This window comes from Bacillus sp. RC240 (genome assembly GCF_044907945.1).
GTDB lineage: Bacteria > Bacillota > Bacilli > Bacillales > Bacillaceae_G > Bacillus_A > Bacillus_A mycoides.
The window spans coordinates 1,485,091-1,501,267 of the sequence record NZ_JBIYCT010000001.1; the positions used below are offsets into that span (position 1 = coordinate 1,485,091).

General features: G+C 34.7%; 17 protein-coding genes and 2 pseudogenes. 12 read left to right on the forward strand and 7 right to left on the reverse strand.

What is annotated here, in order from left to right:
* Nucleotides 1-174: 174 nt before the first annotated feature.
* The 6 genes and pseudogenes from ABH955_RS07580 to ABH955_RS07605 form a co-directional block, all read left to right on the forward strand.
* Nucleotides 175-264: pseudogene (locus ABH955_RS07580) on the forward strand (iron-sulfur cluster repair di-iron protein); the annotation flags it as partial.
* Nucleotides 265-509: 245 nt separating this feature from the next.
* Nucleotides 510-1,622: an RNA-guided endonuclease TnpB family protein gene (locus tag ABH955_RS07585; RefSeq protein WP_404455023.1), complete on the forward strand. Its 1,113-nt coding sequence runs from the start codon at nt 510-512 to the stop codon at nt 1,620-1,622.
* Nucleotides 1,623-1,759: 137 nt separating this feature from the next.
* Nucleotides 1,760-1,909: pseudogene (locus tag ABH955_RS07590) on the forward strand (DUF542 domain-containing protein); the annotation flags it as partial.
* A 291-nt stretch (nt 1,910-2,200) separates the two neighbouring features.
* Nucleotides 2,201-3,163: an AAA family ATPase gene (locus ABH955_RS07595; protein WP_404443088.1), complete on the forward strand. Its 963-nt coding sequence runs from the start codon at nt 2,201-2,203 to the stop codon at nt 3,161-3,163.
* Nucleotides 3,163-4,377, forward strand: a complete 1,215-nt coding sequence (locus ABH955_RS07600) for a DUF58 domain-containing protein (RefSeq protein ID WP_404443091.1) — start codon at nt 3,163-3,165, stop codon at nt 4,375-4,377. Before ABH955_RS07595 ends, ABH955_RS07600 begins: the two co-directional genes overlap by 1 nt.
* Nucleotides 4,374-6,602 (forward strand): transglutaminase TgpA family protein, encoded by a 2,229-nt coding sequence (locus tag ABH955_RS07605; protein ID WP_404455020.1) that lies wholly within the window; start codon nt 4,374-4,376, stop codon nt 6,600-6,602. The genes ABH955_RS07600 and ABH955_RS07605 overlap by 4 nt, the downstream gene beginning before the upstream one ends.
* 83 nt (nt 6,603-6,685) lie before the next feature.
* On the opposite strand, the gene bsaA is transcribed toward ABH955_RS07605, so the two are convergent.
* The gene (gene bsaA, locus ABH955_RS07610; protein ID WP_002065095.1) at nt 6,686-7,168 is read right to left on the reverse strand and encodes a glutathione peroxidase; all 483 of its coding nucleotides are present in this window, start codon (nt 7,166-7,168) and stop codon (nt 6,686-6,688) included.
* 225 nt (nt 7,169-7,393) lie between these two features.
* Here bsaA and ABH955_RS07615 point away from each other — a divergent pair, with 225 nt between their 5' ends.
* From ABH955_RS07615 to ABH955_RS07630, 4 genes are all read left to right on the forward strand, one after another.
* On the forward strand, nt 7,394-7,603 hold the full coding sequence (locus tag ABH955_RS07615) for a DUF3925 family protein (protein WP_002127081.1): 210 nt from the start codon (nt 7,394-7,396) through the stop codon (nt 7,601-7,603).
* 96 nt (nt 7,604-7,699) lie between these two features.
* Nucleotides 7,700-8,665: an MBL fold metallo-hydrolase gene (locus ABH955_RS07620; protein ID WP_404455017.1), complete on the forward strand. Its 966-nt coding sequence runs from the start codon at nt 7,700-7,702 to the stop codon at nt 8,663-8,665.
* An 85-nt stretch (nt 8,666-8,750) separates the two neighbouring features.
* The gene (locus tag ABH955_RS07625; RefSeq protein ID WP_016126826.1) at nt 8,751-9,185 is read left to right on the forward strand and encodes a hypothetical protein; all 435 of its coding nucleotides are present in this window, start codon (nt 8,751-8,753) and stop codon (nt 9,183-9,185) included.
* A 301-nt stretch (nt 9,186-9,486) separates the two neighbouring features.
* Entirely contained in the window at nt 9,487-9,729 is a 243-nt protein-coding gene (locus ABH955_RS07630; protein WP_404455014.1) for a hypothetical protein, read from the forward strand.
* A 54-nt stretch (nt 9,730-9,783) separates the two neighbouring features.
* Here the strand turns inward: ABH955_RS07630 and ABH955_RS07635 are convergent, their stop codons facing one another.
* Both ABH955_RS07635 and ABH955_RS07640 read right to left on the reverse strand, forming a co-directional pair.
* The gene (locus tag ABH955_RS07635; protein ID WP_404455012.1) at nt 9,784-10,464 is read right to left on the reverse strand and encodes a DUF3600 domain-containing protein; all 681 of its coding nucleotides are present in this window, start codon (nt 10,462-10,464) and stop codon (nt 9,784-9,786) included.
* Nucleotides 10,461-11,039 carry a sigma-70 family RNA polymerase sigma factor gene (locus ABH955_RS07640; RefSeq protein ID WP_002165914.1) on the reverse strand — a complete coding sequence of 193 codons (579 nt, stop codon included), beginning with the start codon at nt 11,037-11,039 and terminating at the stop codon, nt 10,461-10,463. Before ABH955_RS07640 ends, ABH955_RS07635 begins: the two co-directional genes overlap by 4 nt.
* Nucleotides 11,040-11,245: 206 nt before the next feature.
* Here ABH955_RS07640 and ABH955_RS07645 point away from each other — a divergent pair, with 206 nt between their 5' ends.
* A complete protein-coding gene (locus ABH955_RS07645; protein WP_404455009.1) occupies nt 11,246-12,232 on the forward strand; it encodes a quinone oxidoreductase family protein in 987 nt (328 codons plus the stop codon).
* Nucleotides 12,233-12,261: 29 nt separating this feature from the next.
* Entirely contained in the window at nt 12,262-12,900 is a 639-nt protein-coding gene (locus ABH955_RS07650) for a zinc dependent phospholipase C family protein (RefSeq protein ID WP_404455006.1), read from the forward strand.
* Between the two features lie 44 nt (nt 12,901-12,944).
* Here ABH955_RS07650 and ABH955_RS07655 read toward each other — a convergent pair whose 3' ends face one another.
* The 4 genes from ABH955_RS07655 to ABH955_RS07670 all read right to left on the reverse strand — a co-directional run bounded on the left by ABH955_RS07655 (nt 12,945) and on the right by ABH955_RS07670 (nt 16,139).
* A complete protein-coding gene (locus ABH955_RS07655; protein WP_404455003.1) occupies nt 12,945-13,328 on the reverse strand; it encodes a VOC family protein in 384 nt (127 codons plus the stop codon).
* 70 nt (nt 13,329-13,398) lie between these two features.
* Nucleotides 13,399-14,193: a sugar phosphate isomerase/epimerase family protein gene (locus tag ABH955_RS07660; protein WP_404455000.1), complete on the reverse strand. Its 795-nt coding sequence runs from the start codon at nt 14,191-14,193 to the stop codon at nt 13,399-13,401.
* A gap of 229 nt (nt 14,194-14,422) precedes the next feature.
* Nucleotides 14,423-15,592: a DEAD/DEAH box helicase gene (locus ABH955_RS07665; protein WP_002012513.1), complete on the reverse strand. Its 1,170-nt coding sequence runs from the start codon at nt 15,590-15,592 to the stop codon at nt 14,423-14,425.
* Between the two features lie 19 nt (nt 15,593-15,611).
* The gene (locus tag ABH955_RS07670) at nt 15,612-16,139 is read right to left on the reverse strand and encodes a hypothetical protein (protein WP_002065080.1); all 528 of its coding nucleotides are present in this window, start codon (nt 16,137-16,139) and stop codon (nt 15,612-15,614) included.
* Nucleotides 16,140-16,177 lie beyond the last annotated feature (38 nt).

Below are 16,177 nucleotides of genomic sequence, written 5' to 3' on the forward strand. Positions count from 1 at the left end.
AGCTTCTTTTTTTATTATCGTAAAGTATTGCGACGAATTACGCTTCCTCTTACTTAAATAAAACTCCTTTTATTATTCTCAAAAATGACACATAATGAGTGATTTCAATCACCACATTGATGTTAATTTATCGCTATTCTTGATTTAGATATTACATTTAAACTTTATGGAGGTATTCATATGGAACATACATTTACTGAAACTTCAATTATCGGTGAGATTGTAACACAATTTCCGAAAGCTAGTGATCTTTTTAACATTTTTTCTTAAAGAAGTCTCCTTCCTAAAGCCTGTGAAAGACGATAGTCTAGCAGTATATGGGAGATGAATTTCGGTTTGGCGTAGCCCAAAAAATGGTTTCTCTATTTATTTTGCCTCTGATATAATCAGTCTTATAAGAGGTAAAGTTTTGTATAACAATGAAAGTAGATAATAATCATGTATTGTTCAGGTTGTGTGATCACCGTCATAGCTTATGGGAAATGAAGCGGAAAATGAGGTGAGTTGATATGACAAAGCATAATAAGGCGTACAAATTTCGTCTGTATCCAACAGAAGAACAAGCACATCTGATACATAAAACTTTCGGATGTGTACGCTTTGTATATAACAAAATGCTAGCTGAACGGAAAGAAATATATGAAAAATACAAAGCGAACAAAGAAGAGCTGAAGAAACAAAAATTCCCTACTCCTGCGAAATACAAAGTGGAGTATGAATGGTTGAAAGAAGTTGATTCCTTAGCATTGGCCAACGCACAATTAAACTTGCAAACTGCGTATAAGAACTTTTTTAGTGGTCAAAGTGAGTTTCCTACATTCAAAAGTAAAAAGAATAGAAAATCCTATACAACGAATCGAGTAAACGGAAATATTATGTTGTTTCATGGTTATATCAAATTACCGAAACTGAAATTAGTACGACTGAAACAACATAGAGAGATCCCGCAAAATTATAACATCAAATCATGCACGATTTCGATGACACCAACTGGCAAGTATTATCTGTCTGTCTTAACTGAATATGAAAACGAAATTGTTCAGAAAGAAGTAGAAAGTGTAGTTGGATTAGACTTCTCAATGGCTGAATTGTACGTGAGTAGCGAAGATGAGAAAGCCAATTATCCTCGCTTTTATCGTCAGATGTTGAACCGATTAGCAAAGGCACAACGAGTATTAGCAAGGCGTGTACAAGGCTCAGCACGCTTTAATAAACAACGGATCTGTGTAGCGAAGTTGCATGAAAAAGTCGCAAATCAACGTAAAAATTTCCTTCATCACAAGTCTAAAGAATTGGCTACTCATTTTGACGTTGTAGCAATAGAAGACTTAAATATAAAAGGAATGTCACAAGCACTTCGTTTTGGTAAAAGTGTTGCGGACAACGGTTGGAGGATGTTCACGACATTTTTAGCATATAAGCTACAAGAACAAGGAAAACAGCTTATAAAAATAGATAAATGGTTTCCTTCTACAAAGATGTGTAGTCGTTGTGGAAATAAAAAAGAAATGCCATTATGTGAACGCGCGTATGCGTGTTCGTGTGGATTCACAATCAGTCGTGACTATAACGCAGCTATCAATATTAAAAAGGAAGCCATGCGGTTATTAGCGTTGATATAAATCGTAAGAAATAACCTTTGGAACAAGGGAGTTAGCTCGGCTGTCCTAGGACAAATTCGTTAGCTATCAAAAGTAGCGATGAACCGAGAAGCCCCCACTTCGGGGTAAGCTCGTAAGAGATACTAAGTGGGAGGTAGTTCACATCATATAGAATAGACTTTTGTTGTAGTGGTAATAAACCACTTATTGATGCAATTCATGAAAGAAATTTATCAGCTTCTGAAGTAATTACAGAGTTAAATACGCTTTATCATAATACGAAACTATTAAATGAATCTGAAATTGAAGTCACAGGACATGAGTAGCAATGCTCATGTCCTGCTTCTATTTATGCCTCTTCACCCTCTCTATCCATATAACTAAATTTCCTATCCGCTTCTCTTTTCACATAAAACTAGAAATCATTATTTACCATATTGCCCTTAGTTACGGAAACAATTATACTAGATGTAATCGCGATAAATAATCTGAATATTCTCAGAATTAAAGATAGGAGTTTTACTACTCGCAAATAGAGAGATAAATTCTATTTTCCACTAAATGAATTAAAAAACGACAATAAAATTAGGAGGATTACGATGCCCCAGCTTGATTCATTACATCCCATAGTAGAAAAAATAATCACCAATATTGAAAAATTAATGGTCGGAAAACGAAAAGAAACACTCTTAGCCTTAACAGCTCTTTTAGCTGAAGGTCATGTACTATTAGAAGATGTTCCCGGTGTCGGGAAAACAATGCTAGTACGTGCTCTTTCTAAATCAATTGATGCTGATTACAAGCGTATTCAATTCACACCTGATTTACTGCCGTCAGATGTAACAGGTGTTTCTATTTATAATCCAAAAGAACTCCAATTTGAGTTCAAGCCTGGACCGATTATGGGGAATTTTGTACTTGCTGATGAAATTAATCGTACATCTCCAAAGACACAATCTTCCTTACTTGAAAGTATGGAAGAAGGCACTATCACAATAGATGGCATTACAAGATCGTTACCAAAACCTTTCTTTGTAATGGCTACACAAAATCCGGTCGAATATGAGGGAACATATCCTTTACCAGAAGCTCAGCTCGATCGTTTCTTGTTGAAGCTAAGAATGGGATATCCTACACCAGAAGAAGAATTTGAAATTTTAAACCGGATGGAAAAAACAAATCCACTCTCTCATTTACAAGCTATTACTACAATAAAAGAATTACTTTATTTACAACAAAGCGTACGGGAAGTAAGCATGGACAAAGCAATCAAGCATTACATTGTAAAGCTTGTTACTCAGACGCGTTCTTATAGTTCTATACAACTAGGTGCAAGTCCGCGTGGCTCGATCGCTTTAATGAAAGCTTCACAAGCTTATGCATTCATCCATGGCAGAAATTATGTTATTCCAGACGATGTTAAATTTTTAGCTCCTTACGTTTTAGCTCACAGACTCATTCTAAAAATGGAAGCAAAATTTGAAGGGATTACAGGAGAACAAGTTATCGCAAAAATCGTTGCACGAACTACCGTGCCGACTCAAAGGACGAAAAACCTTTGATGAAACGACTACTACGGGCGCTATATCACGTTACGAAGTTATTGCTAATCCCTTTATGCCTAGTCTTAACATTTGTGTACGCTATGCTTCAAGGAGGATTTGTAAGTTGGTTTTTGTTTTACAGTACGATTCCTATTGGCCTTTATTCACTTCTACTTCCCTTCTACGCTTTACGAGACGCTGAAGTAAAACGAATAACAAACCAAAATGAATATGCAGCAGGAGAACAATTTTTAAGCACCATTACAATAAAAAGAAGATTTCCTTTTCCCTTACTTTATTTAATTATAGAAGATGAACTGCCATCACAATTTACAAATTGTAGACAAACGAAGGTGAATAAGGTAATACTCTTTCCAGGATTCAAACGAAATATTTCGTTTCAATATGTTATTGACACAATCCCTAGAGGAGAGCACACTTTTTCAAGCGTACGTGTCAAAACTGGTGATCTATTCGGTATGATGGAGAAAGAAGTAACTTTTTCAGTTCCAGATACATTTTTAATCTATCCCCAGTACGTAGATATAACATATCGACAATTGGAAAATCATTTCGAACAAGGAGCGCTTTCAGCAAATATAAATTTAGCAAAAGACTCTACAATCTCTGTCGGTGTCAGAGACTATAAACCTGGTGACCGCTTTTCATGGATTGATTGGAAAGCAACTGCCCGAACAAACAATATTATGACGAAAGAGTTTGAACAACAGCGCAGCCATAATATCATGATATTTATGGACAGAACTGAGTCCCCTCTATTCGAATCAGTCGTAACGTTTACTGCCTCTATTGTAAGGGCTGTCTTGAAGCAAAATTCACCAGCGTCATTCGTGTCTGTCGGAAAAGAACGAACTTTTTTCCCTTTAAACAATGGAGATACTCAGTTGCAACAAATCTTTTGTCATTTAGCGAAAGTACAAGCGGACAGTGTATTCCCGCTCTCCCGGAGTGTAGAAATGGAATTAAGAAAAATTTATGAGCCCGTAACGATTATACTCGTAACAAGCGATCTTTCTCCCGATATTCAAAAGGCGGCTAACTGTGCTGCTATAAAAAACAGAAAATTAATGGTGTTTGTCGTGAAAGAAAAAGCAAATCAACTCTCACATCGAGAACTAAGTATTCTAGAAACTCTACAAAAACGAAAAATATTTGTAAATGTGGTTTATGGGAACCGGTATACAAACGTGTTTTTTGAGGTGAGCAAATGATAACATTACGAACAAAATACAAATGGGATATGAACAGATTCTTCATGCATGTATGTGCACTTCTACTTTTACTAGAATGGCTAAGACCCCTTATAGGTATTACAAACGTAGGTAGATTAGATATTTTTGTAATATTTATAGGAATTTGCTTCACTCTCTCTTTTTTTCAAACAAGGTGGCAGGTTCCAATAAAGATCGTCACGATCTTATTCATCATTCATTTCCTGTATTATAAAAATGCTTTTATAAATCCATCTTGGCTAACGAAATTTTTTTCTGATATTTCTCAAAATTCCTCCCTGTTATTTCAAGGGAATTTGCTAGATATTTCTCCAGTTTTTCCAACACTTTTATTTTTTTTATCATTTTGGTTTTTGAGTTCTTTCATCTCTTTTTGGATGATTCATAAAAAACGCGGGTTGTTATTTCTTATATTGACTATTATTTATATCATAACTTTTCATAACTTACATTTATACAATGCAAACTACGCTATTATTCGTACTGTTGTCATCGGCTTTTTTATGCTTAGTCTTCTTCAAATAGAACGAATAAAAGAGATGGAACACTTACAAAATTATGCTAGAGAAATCTCAAAATTACTTAGACCTCTTACAATATTTATTGTATTGTCAGCAACCATCGCATACTTTGCTCCAAAATTTGGCCCTCAATGGCCAAACCCAATGGATTTTTTAAAATTCAACACATCTGAAGCAAGTAAAGAACAAGAAGTTTCTAAAATTGGATATGGTCTAGATGACTCGCAATTAGGCGGTCCTTTTAAGCCGGATAATACAATTATTTTTACAGCACAAACGCAAAACAAACAATATTGGAGAGTAGAAACAAAAGATTTTTATACAGGAAAAGGTTGGGATGTTTCTGAAAATCGAAAAAAAGTTTCTTTTAAAAATAAAAACGACGTCGTAAGCTGGTACGAACCAAATACAAAAACGGAGATAACTGAGGCAACAATCACCATGCAAAAAAGTTATCCTCACCTTACCTATCCAGCAGGATTAGTATCAGTTGAGGCTTCTTCTGATGTATCATACAGCGTTGACCCATTTTCAGAAAAAATCTATACGATGCACGGAGACTCTTCTACTACTTTAAATTCGTATAGAGTAACATATGAGATTCCGGAGTTTTCCATAGAAAATTTGAAATCTGTAAAAACGAATGAAGGTCATGAAACAAGTCCTTATTTCATGACAAAGTACACACAACTTCCCGAATCATTACCGCAGCGAGTAAAAGACTTGGCTGTCAATCTTACAAATGATAAAGACAACCGATATGATAAAGTATTAGCTATTGAAAATTACTTTACAGACAATTCTTTTGTATACGAAACAATGAATGTCTTATACCCTGCCAAAAACCAAGACTATGTAGATCAATTCCTTTTCGATACAAAAAGCGGTTACTGCAATAATTTTTCGACATCTATGATCGTGTTACTTCGTTCTGCCGGGATTCCTGCTCGCTGGGTAAAAGGATTTACAGAAGGAACTCTGGAGAATACACTTGCTAGTACAGAAGGTGAGAATGTTTATACAATCGCGAACAATAACGCACACTCTTGGGTCGAAGTATATTTCCCAGGATACGGATGGATTCCATTCGAACCAACAAAAGGATTTACCAATCCCTATAATTTTACAAATAATACTCCTGCTCCTACTTTACAAAATAGCGAAGAAACTAATTCTCAAAACGCACAAATACACCAACGAAACAATGAAGCAAAGCTCAAAAGTTTAATAGAAGATACAGAAGAAGCTCCTACTAAAAAGATTACAAATTCTAAAAAGGGATTTTCCTGGTGGTACGTATTCCTCTCTATGATACCAATTAGTATCATCGGATACATTCTCTTCACCACTAGAATGAAATGGATTACATTTTTTATTATTCTTTTCTATAAATACCGAAATGATGATGCTGTTTATCTAAAAGCTTACGGTGCACTTTTAAAACAATTTGCGAGAATCGGCATACCACGGGGTGAAAGTCAAACATTCCGAGAATACGCTCTCCACATCGATACACTTTACAATTCGGCCGATATGCAACAACTTACTTTCAGTTATGAGAACGCTATGTATCAAAAGGAACAGGCCGCAGCCGAATGGAAGACATCCGTACACTTATGGGAAGTGCTTATGAAAAAAGCAGCTTCTCTGCCTAAATCAAACGACTACGATAGAGTGATTTAATCTTGATAATGTGAGTTTAAAGAAAACACCTCAAAGAACTACTTTGTTCTTTGAGGCGTTTTTTAATAAAGTGAAACTCCTAATTATTCCCCAAGCACCTTCTCAATCTCAACCTCTAAATCCACCGGCTTCGTCTGCGGTGCAAAACGCCCTACTATTTTCCCGTCTTTTCCAATTAGAAACTTAGTAAAGTTCCATTTCACTGCTTTCATACCGAGTAAACCTGGTGCTTGTTCTGTCATGTATGTATAGAGGGGATGCGCTTTATCACCTTTCACATCAATCTTCGCAAACATCGGGAAGTTTACACCGTAGTTCAATTCACAAAAACTAGTAATATCAGCTTCTGTGCCTGGTTCTTGTCCCCCAAATTGATTACAAGGGAAACCGAGTATTTCTAATCCTTGGTCTTTATATTTATCATATACTTCCTGTAACCCTTTATATTGTGGTGTAAATCCACATTTACTAGCTACATTTACAATAAGAAGTGCTTTTCCTTCGTAATCTTTTAACGATTTTTCTTCTCCTGTTATTGTTTTAGCTGAAAAATCATAAACTGTCATTGTTCCTACCCCTCTCTTCACTATCATTCTATGTTTATACTATACTACATTCGTGAATATACAGCTCTTATTACGTACTCACATACCGGAATGATAGCGCTTTATTTTCGTTCGAAAATTCGACACAATATACTAGACTTTTATGATGGAAAGTTTTACAATTAATTTATGAACAAAATGTGACAGTTTATATTTCCATTATAATAGAAAAGGATGGTGTTCATTATGAAAACTGCACAACATGAAACGATTTCAAATCGCGAGTTTTATTTCGTACTATATATGATGTTATTGTATGTTATTGGCTGGGTAATCGATGTAAATGGTTTATTTTTAAGCTCCTACTTTAATTTAGCAGGAGAAATTATGCTTCCGATCGTTGGCGGCATTGTTGGACTGTTCGTTATGTCTATCAATAAAGAACAAACGAAATAACTACATTACAAAAGGGCAGAAGACGAGCTTTCGTTTTCTGTCTTTTTCTATTTTTAGCGTATAATAGATACATACCGTATATAAGGAGTGGTAAGTATGAAAAAAGTAGAACAACTATCTTCTCATCTATATCTTATTGATGATTATGACTTACAACATGATGAACGCACAGGTACATACGTTTTATTAGGTGACGATATTACTTTAATTGAAACTTGTGCGGCCCCTTCTCTTCCCTATATTTTAGACGGCTTACAGCAATTACATATTAATTTAAATGATGTAAAAAACATTATCGTTACACATGTTCATTTAGATCACGCAGGCGCAGCAGGGTTAATGATGGAAAAGTGCCCAAATGCTACTCTATTTGTGCATCCGCGCGGGGCTCGTCATATGATTGATCCAACAAAACTAATTCTTGGCGTAAAAGCTGTGTACAAAGAAGATTTTGATAAACTTTTTGATCCAATTCTTCCAATTGAAGAAGAACGTGTTCATATTGTACAAAATGGTGATACATTAAAAATTGCAGAAGACCGTACACTCACATTTTATGATACACCGGGACATGCGAAGCACCATATTAGCATTCACGATTCATTAACAAACGGCATTTTTACTGGCGATACAATAGGAATTTATTATAGAGAACTCGCAGACCTTGATGTAGAACTATATCTACCATCAACGTCTCCTTCACAATTCCAGCCAGATGCGATGATTGCTTCTAAAAATCATATTCAAAGTATGAATGTAGATACTATTTATTTCGGTCATTACGGCGCATCATCCAATGTTACAGAAGTATATAACCAACTTGAACATTGGTTACCTATTTTCGTTAATACTGGAAATGAAATTTTTCAAAAACATACTGATTTTGATGAGGCTACTAAGGCATTACAATCTTTACTACTGGAGAAAGTCTCCACTCATCTTACAAAGCTAAATGTTCCATCAAATCATTCTGTTTATAACATTTTACATCTTGATTTAGAAATTAGCGCGATGGGAATTATTGATTACTTAACGAAGCAAACAAAATCCACAATTAACTAATAGAAAACGAAGATATATACAACGCCATTATCGTATATATCTTCGCTCCTTGAATATATTTTTTAATAAAGGATGGTGGAATAGAATGCAAAAAGTGATACTTTACCTCTGCTTTACATTATTTATCATCTTATTATTAGTTGTAGGTGTTAAAATTCAATTTTATTTAGATACAGACGCGCAAGTGAACTTTAACGTCTATCCAAGATTATTCTACTTTACACTCTTCCCTCTTTTGGTCGGCATTTTATTACGATTCCTACAATCAATTAATCGCGAAACGAGTAAACAAAACTGGAACTTTCAGCCGGATAAGTTTATCGCTATTACGTTGCCAACACTATTCATTGCCTTTTCTCCAGCTCTACTCTTTTCACCAGTTGGTGAATACCTACCTTATTTAACTAATATTATTCTTGTGAATACAACTTTCGTTACCATTATTAGTTTAATAGCTGGTTACTCGCTTTTAGATTGTTTTATACAAAAAGACAAGGAGAATAGTAAGGAATATAACTAAGTGATTTCTCACTTTCACTTTACAAGATAATTCTGCCCCTGACTTGTGTGCAAAAGAACCTAATGTTCAATTTTTAAGTGCCGTTGGTTATGGTGGTTTATTTATAAGTGCAATACTCCTTGTAAGAGTTGCTATACATGCGGTAAGGAAATTTATGTAATAACAAAACGAGTATGAAATCGCATAGATTTTATACTCGTTTTTTATTGTTCATATATTTAATTGACAATAGGAAATTTATGTTAAACTAAAGAAAGTCGTGCACTAAATCAAAATACATTTCAAACAAGGGAGACTTATTATGAAATTAGGGACTTTCTCGTTTCTAACGTTTATCGCAAGTATATGTTCTTTCTTTGTTTTAAGAGGCCCTAATGCGAATTTAACGTTAATTATTGTGATTCTAAGTATACTTCCATTACTCGGCATTATTTTTGCAATCGCATCAAAGGATTGGCTATTTAAAATAGTTGGTACGGCATTAAATGGAGTAATACTCGTATTTGTATATTTCTTATTGCTAGCAAAAGGAATAGGTGGTTAATATATTTACGTTTCAATAAGAAAGGCTCACAGCTTAAGCTATGAGCTTTTTTACTTATCTCACCTTTCCATCTACATACTCCATAAACTGTTCTGCTTTAATAAATCTTTCTTTATACGCTTCAGGTACTTCTTCTACTGTTATCCCACCGCTCGATTTCGCTTTTACTAATACGGTTTGATATGACATTAACGCTTCCATATATTGTTCATACTCTTCTGAAGTTAATACTTCTTTACTAGATTTATGGCCATTTAATTTATCAAAATACGGCTGAAGCTCCATTTCTACCTTTTTCAATTCCTCTTTTTTAGCTGGTGATAATTGATCATAATCAATATTACCATTCGAATCCCCGTACTCAAGCTTTGCATTTGTTAATTTCTTTAGTTCTTTTGTAAACTCTTCATATTCCTTCGCACCCATTTCGTCTTTCGCTTCTGATAACTTTGCATTAAAACGCATATACGCTTCTAATGTCATCGCTCCGGCATGTTTTTTTAAGTTCTCAAACGAACCGTATATACCATCCGCCATAATAGATTGGTAAGCAAAACCAGTCGTTGGGATTAAAAATGCGGCTGCAAGCACTCCTGCGATAAGGCGCTTCTTCCTTTTACTTCCCCCGCTCTTCATTTTTATTTGAACAATTACTTTTTCTTTTAACTCCGGCGGGGCAATAATCCCCTTCGCTTCTTCTTGTATAGATTCTCTAACTCTACAATCTAAGCTCATTTCACATTCCCTACCTCTCCTAAAAAGATTTCTTCTACTTGCTCTTTTTGACGTAGTTTCTTTAATGCCGCATGAATTCTAGACTTCACTGTACCGATTGGAATATGTAATATTTGTGCTACTTCTTCTTGAGAGTAATCGTGTAAGTATCTTAAGATAATAACTTGTTTCAATTTATACGGTAACTTATGAATGAGTTCGATTAATTTTTGATTTGATATTTTACTTACAACATCGCTAGAAAAATCAATTTGTACTGGTTTTCTTTGCTCTTCTGCTTTTTTTACAATTCGTAGTCGCATCCACCTCTTTCTTCTATAAGAATGAATTTGTTTAATCGCAAGTCCAATTAGCCAAGGTCTAAATGGCTTCTCGCTATCATATTTACGAAGCGATTCATATAGCTGTATGTATATTTCTTGAACGACATCATCTACATCTGCTTTGTCTTCTATTAAAAAATGTGCTGTCTTATATATTTCTTGAATCGTTTTATCATACAATTCGCTATATGCTTCTTTATTGCCTGATAAAGTTAATTGGATTAAATCTGAATACACTGTTTCCCCCTTCATGTACCATCCCTCCTTTGTCCTACACTATATATTGGCAAGAAAACGATATTTCGTTCGATTTCTTTCAAAGTTTTTTCAAATAAATTAATATAATGATGCAATGACTTCATAAGCTTCACTTATAACCCTGCATAACAATTATATAATTTTTCAATTTCTAATAAAGATTTAAAATAATATATATATTCAAATTTAGGAGGATGTATATGAAAGCTATCGTTGTAACTTCGTTCGGTGGTCCTGAAGTGATGAAATATACAGATGTAGAGATGCCGGCTATTTCAGACAATCAAGTTTTAATTCGTGTTGTTGCTACTAGTGTTAATTTCGCCGATATTAAATCACGCTATGGCAAAAAAGGAAACAAAGCATTACCTTTTATTCCAGGTATAGATGTAGCTGGTATTGTAGAACACGTAGGTTCTCAAGTGAAAAATATTCATTCTGGACAACGTGTCATCGCTTTCCCTCAAAACGGATCTTACGCAGAATACGTTGTCGCAAACGAAAATCTTACTTTCGTTTTACCTGATGAAGTCGATTTTCAAGCTGCAGCTGCCTGCCCTATCGTATCTTTTACAAGCTACAATTTACTTGCAAATGTTGCAAGACTTCAGCAAGGTGAATCTGTTCTAATTCATGCCGCTGCTGGAGGAATTGGTACTACCGCGATTCAACTCGCAAAATTATTAGGGGCTAAAAAAGTAATCGGTACTGTTGGAAGTGAAGCGAAAAGAAAAATTGCTTTAGATGCTGGCGCTGATTATGTTATTTGTCATCAAGATGAAGATTTTGTAGAGAGGGTAAATCAGCTTACAAACGGAGAAGGTGTTAATATTGTTTTAGATTCTATTTCTGGTACTGTGTCCGAAAGAAGTTTAGAATGCCTTGCTTATTACGGTCGTCTCGTCCATTTCGGCAATGCTAGCGGAGAAGTTGGTATTTTTCAAACGAAAGATTTACACGCAAGTTGCCGTTCTATACTCGGTTTCAGCTTTGGCACTACACGGAAAAAACGTCCTGAATTGCTTCAAGAAACTGCGAATCAAGTTTTCCATTATTTACGCGATGGAAGTTTACAAATTAAAGCTACGAAATCTTTTCCTCTTCAAGATGCAGGGAAAGCACATGAATGGGTCGAAAGTAGACAAAGTATAGGGAAAGTAATACTACACGTTCAGACAGCTCCCTAAAATGAATACATGAAATAGAGGTGTTATTCATGGGATCACGAATTATGCATATCATTATCGCGAGCGGTATTGCTGAGAAACTTTCTATTCAAGATAAAACTTCTTTCTTACTTGGTGGTGTAGCTCCTGATGCTGTTCATTCAAAAGAAGAAAAAGGAGCTTCCCATTTTTACGCTGGTACAACGAAGAACTATACGAGAAGAATAGATTATGATTCATTTATTCATAAATACGAAGATCATATAGATTCCCCTTATATTTTAGGTTATTATACCCACCTCATTGCCGATGATAATTGGCTAAGCGGCTTTTTTCTACCTTGGCTTAAAAACAGAATAGAAAACGACGAAACTATCGCACCTATGTACTATAACGATTTTAAATTATTGAACGCACAATTGTTGCATCATTACGATAAAGAACAGCAGCTCTTCACCCTACTTAATCAAGAGGCTAACATTGTGAATATAGAGGAGGTTTCTAGAGAGAATGTTTTAGCTTTTCGGCAATATATTTTTGAAGATATGCTATATCCTGAGCAACACTTGCACGAAAACTTACAAGTGTTTTCATTTGATCAAATCGTTGGTTATATTGAGACTGCAATTGAAAAAGGAACATTTTTTATAGAACAACTCGTTAATAAAAAATTGACTTCAAATATTTAATCCCCCTCATTATTTACGAGGGGGATTTTCACATAACTATATAATTATTTATTTTTTTCCATTACTGCAAAGTAATTCCCTTCACTATCAGCAAAGTTAAACACTTTACCAGTAGGCATAGTTACCATTTCGCCAACAGTAACATTTTTATTTGTTAAATTTGTATATAATTGGTCAAGATTTTCTGAGAAGAACATTAAAGATGGTGTACCAAGATTCAATTCTGGGCTCATTTTCGAAATAACTTCTTTATTATGTAGTATAATGCTCGTTTCTGCACCCTTAGTCGGAGCGATTTCAATCCATTTCATTCCTTGTTTGTTATCTTCCTCTGCAACTACATGAAACCCTACCTTTTCCGTCCAAAAATTTACTGCCTCATCTTGATTATTTACATACAACATAATTTGTCCGACTTTATGAATCATTTGTTTTCCCCCTAATCGTTTTTATATTCTATGTAGGTTTCTACAGGTGCTATTATTATTCCTTTTGAGTTTATATGTACTTCTTCACAAAATTTATCGACCTACTCATCCCATTCAGTTCGTCAAAATAATCATTTCTTTCAATCATGTTATATCCGTCGAATCCAATTTCATCTAATACCTTGAAGAATATATCGAAATCTACTTCACCATTTCCTACTGCTACTTCTATATACTTACTTGAACTATCACTTTTCACTCCTTTACAATCTTTAATATGAGTTTGTACTATATAATCTTTTAATAGTAATAAACCTTCTACCGGATTTTCATTTGCATCACTTATTAAATTTGCTGGGTCAAAGTTAACAGCTAGTCCTTTTGAGTTTATAGTTTCTAAAAATCGTTTTAACACTAATGCTTTTTCAGACCCCGTCTCAATAGCGAAGACTCCTCCAAATTTGAATGATAAATCCCCTATCTCAAAACAAGCCCTTTGCATCTTTTCATATCGCTCGCTCTTTTCAACATCTGGAATCTTTCCAATGTGAGCCGTTATTATGTTTGCTCCTAATTCTAATCCCTTATCAGCAACACGTTTCAACTGCTCTATTACACTTTCATCTTCCGCCCCTACAATTCCACTTTCTCCAAAACTAATTGCTAATGATGGGACTTTAATCCCATTAAAAGATAAGCTATCCTTTAAAGTAATCCATTCTAACTTTGAAATATTAGCTAAATTGAAGTTCTTATTCATAGCATATAATTGAATATATTCTAAATCCCATTCCCTTGCTTTTTGTATTCCTTCGTTTACTCCAATATGTTTCGTATTCAAAAACATTCCTAATTTCCTATCCATATATGTACCTTCTTTTTATTATTTCGCATCAGTTTAATATTCGACTCTCTTTACATTACTTCCTTGTACAAACTAAATGAGAAATGATTCACCTTTATCGATATTCCCTGTAGAATCGTTAATATTTTTAAAGTTACGATAGATGAAATTTTAATAGTCGTTAATAAAATTCCATCTATTATTCCACAAAAAAAGACGTAACTACGCATAGTTACGTCTTTCCATTCATTTATCTAGGCTTTTTCTTACCAGTAAAAGCTGGTTTCTTTTTCTTTGGTGCTGGTGGTTTCGATTCTACAAATGTTCCTTTGAACATTTCTTGTTTCGTAAACACGATACCTAATTTTTTCGCAAATTGAAGTAATTTACGCTCTTCTTGTTCTGTTACAAGAGAAACAACTGTTCCTTCTTTGCCCATACGTCCAGTACGTCCTGAGCGGTGAATATATTGGTCTACTGTATCTGGTAACTCTAAGTGGATTACGTGTGTTAAATCATCGATATCTAATCCACGTGCTGCAATATCAGTAGCAAGTAATATTTCTAATTTCCCGCTACGGAACGCGCGCATCGTTACTTCACGCTCTTGTTTGCTTGCCTCTGCATGAAGTGCTGCTGCTTTCATTTTACGGAACTTCAGTTTTTGAGTAATTTCATCTAAACGGAATGGATCATTTAAGAAGGCAACTGCTTTTACATTTCCCATATGCATAACTCTTCTAATATAATCATTTTTTTCACGACGCTCACAAACGATATACGTATGTTCAACTAGGCTCTGTGCCTCTGAACGTGTTACACGTACTAATTGTGGTTCAACTGTCAAATCACGTGCCGCATCTTCTGCAGCTTTTGTTATTGTCGCTGAGCAGAATACTAATTGACGATCGCGCATCGTTGATTTAATTACATCAAGTACAGCACCCATCATCTTTTGTTTTACAATTTGATCAAACTCATCAAATACAATCGTTTTCACTTCATGCATCTTTAATTTTTTCATACGAATCAATTCTAAAATACGTCCTGGTGAACCGACAATAACTCTCGGATGTTTCTTTAATTTTTCAACTTGGCGCTTAATATCCGCACCACCAATTAAAGACGCACCTGAAATATCAGTTCCCGCTGTAAACTTTTGAACCTCTTCATGAATTTGCATAACAAGTTCACGAGTTGGCGCTAAAATTACAACTTGTGGTTGTTTAACTTCAGGATTAATTTTATGTAAAAGTGGTAATAAGTACGCTAATGTTTTTCCTGTTCCAGTTGGAGATTCAGCAATAACGTCTTGTCCTTCTAAAATAGTTGGAATCGCTTGTTTTTGAATTTCAGTAAATTCTTTAAAACCAGCCTTCTCCCAAGCTTGTTGTAAAAATGGTTGCATATCTTTTATCATTTGTTTTTCTCCTTTATCTCTATTTTTGAAGAAAATGTTGTATTGTTCGCACCGTTTCTATCATGTGTGAAATAACAGCTATTAAATCATCAACATGGTCTTCTGTAATCGATTTTTGAAATAGAACCTCTACCTTATTATGATATGAAATCGCTTGCTTATTATATTCGTATGAAATTTTTTGCGTAATCATTCGCTCTTTTCCCCATATAGAATGCAATAAAGTTTCAATTTCTTCGCATCCTATCTCTGGTTGCTCCATTTCGAACGAAAATTCCAGCTTCATTTCACAACCTGGTATAAACTGAGGTACTTCTAATATTTCACCTGATAAATTCTTTGCATCAACAGATAGTGAAAATGTCGCCTCTACCATCGTTTTAAATGTTTCTGTTAGTTGAAATGAAATACTATACATACGACTTAATGAAGCAAGGTCCATCACATCTTTTCGATCCGTTACGAGAATATCACCGTGTAAATCGAAATCATAGACAGCTCCTTCCACAATTACCTTTAAATTTTCAAAAGCAGTTGGATCAAACATAATTTCCTCCAAAAAACAGGCGCCTTTCGATGGAAAGG

Excerpts from the sequence above, each read along its gene's own strand:
- ABH955_RS07630 (WP_404455014.1), top strand. The coding sequence starts at position 9,487 with ATGAAATTAGGGACTTTCTCGTTTCTAACGTTTATCGCAAGTATATGT.
- ABH955_RS07605 (WP_404455020.1), top strand. The coding sequence starts at position 4,374 with ATGATAACATTACGAACAAAATACAAATGGGATATGAACAGATTCTTC.
- ABH955_RS07650 (WP_404455006.1), top strand. The coding sequence starts at position 12,262 with ATGGGATCACGAATTATGCATATCATTATCGCGAGCGGTATTGCTGAG.
- ABH955_RS07655 (WP_404455003.1), bottom strand. The coding sequence starts at position 13,328 with ATGATTCATAAAGTCGGACAAATTATGTTGTATGTAAATAATCAAGAT.
- ABH955_RS07660 (WP_404455000.1), bottom strand. The coding sequence starts at position 14,193 with ATGGATAGGAAATTAGGAATGTTTTTGAATACGAAACATATTGGAGTA.
- ABH955_RS07585 (WP_404455023.1), top strand. The coding sequence starts at position 510 with ATGACAAAGCATAATAAGGCGTACAAATTTCGTCTGTATCCAACAGAA.
- ABH955_RS07595 (WP_404443088.1), top strand. The coding sequence starts at position 2,201 with ATGCCCCAGCTTGATTCATTACATCCCATAGTAGAAAAAATAATCACC.
- ABH955_RS07640 (WP_002165914.1), bottom strand. The coding sequence starts at position 11,039 with ATGAAGGGGGAAACAGTGTATTCAGATTTAATCCAATTAACTTTATCA.
- ABH955_RS07645 (WP_404455009.1), top strand. The coding sequence starts at position 11,246 with ATGAAAGCTATCGTTGTAACTTCGTTCGGTGGTCCTGAAGTGATGAAA.
- ABH955_RS07600 (WP_404443091.1), top strand. The coding sequence starts at position 3,163 with ATGAAACGACTACTACGGGCGCTATATCACGTTACGAAGTTATTGCTA.
- ABH955_RS07670 (WP_002065080.1), bottom strand. The coding sequence starts at position 16,139 with ATGTTTGATCCAACTGCTTTTGAAAATTTAAAGGTAATTGTGGAAGGA.
- ABH955_RS07665 (WP_002012513.1), bottom strand. The coding sequence starts at position 15,592 with ATGATAAAAGATATGCAACCATTTTTACAACAAGCTTGGGAGAAGGCT.
- ABH955_RS07620 (WP_404455017.1), top strand. The coding sequence starts at position 7,700 with ATGAAAAAAGTAGAACAACTATCTTCTCATCTATATCTTATTGATGAT.
- ABH955_RS07635 (WP_404455012.1), bottom strand. The coding sequence starts at position 10,464 with ATGAGCTTAGATTGTAGAGTTAGAGAATCTATACAAGAAGAAGCGAAG.
- bsaA (WP_002065095.1), bottom strand. The coding sequence starts at position 7,168 with ATGACAGTTTATGATTTTTCAGCTAAAACAATAACAGGAGAAGAAAAA.
- ABH955_RS07615 (WP_002127081.1), top strand. The coding sequence starts at position 7,394 with ATGAAAACTGCACAACATGAAACGATTTCAAATCGCGAGTTTTATTTC.
- ABH955_RS07625 (WP_016126826.1), top strand. The coding sequence starts at position 8,751 with ATGCAAAAAGTGATACTTTACCTCTGCTTTACATTATTTATCATCTTA.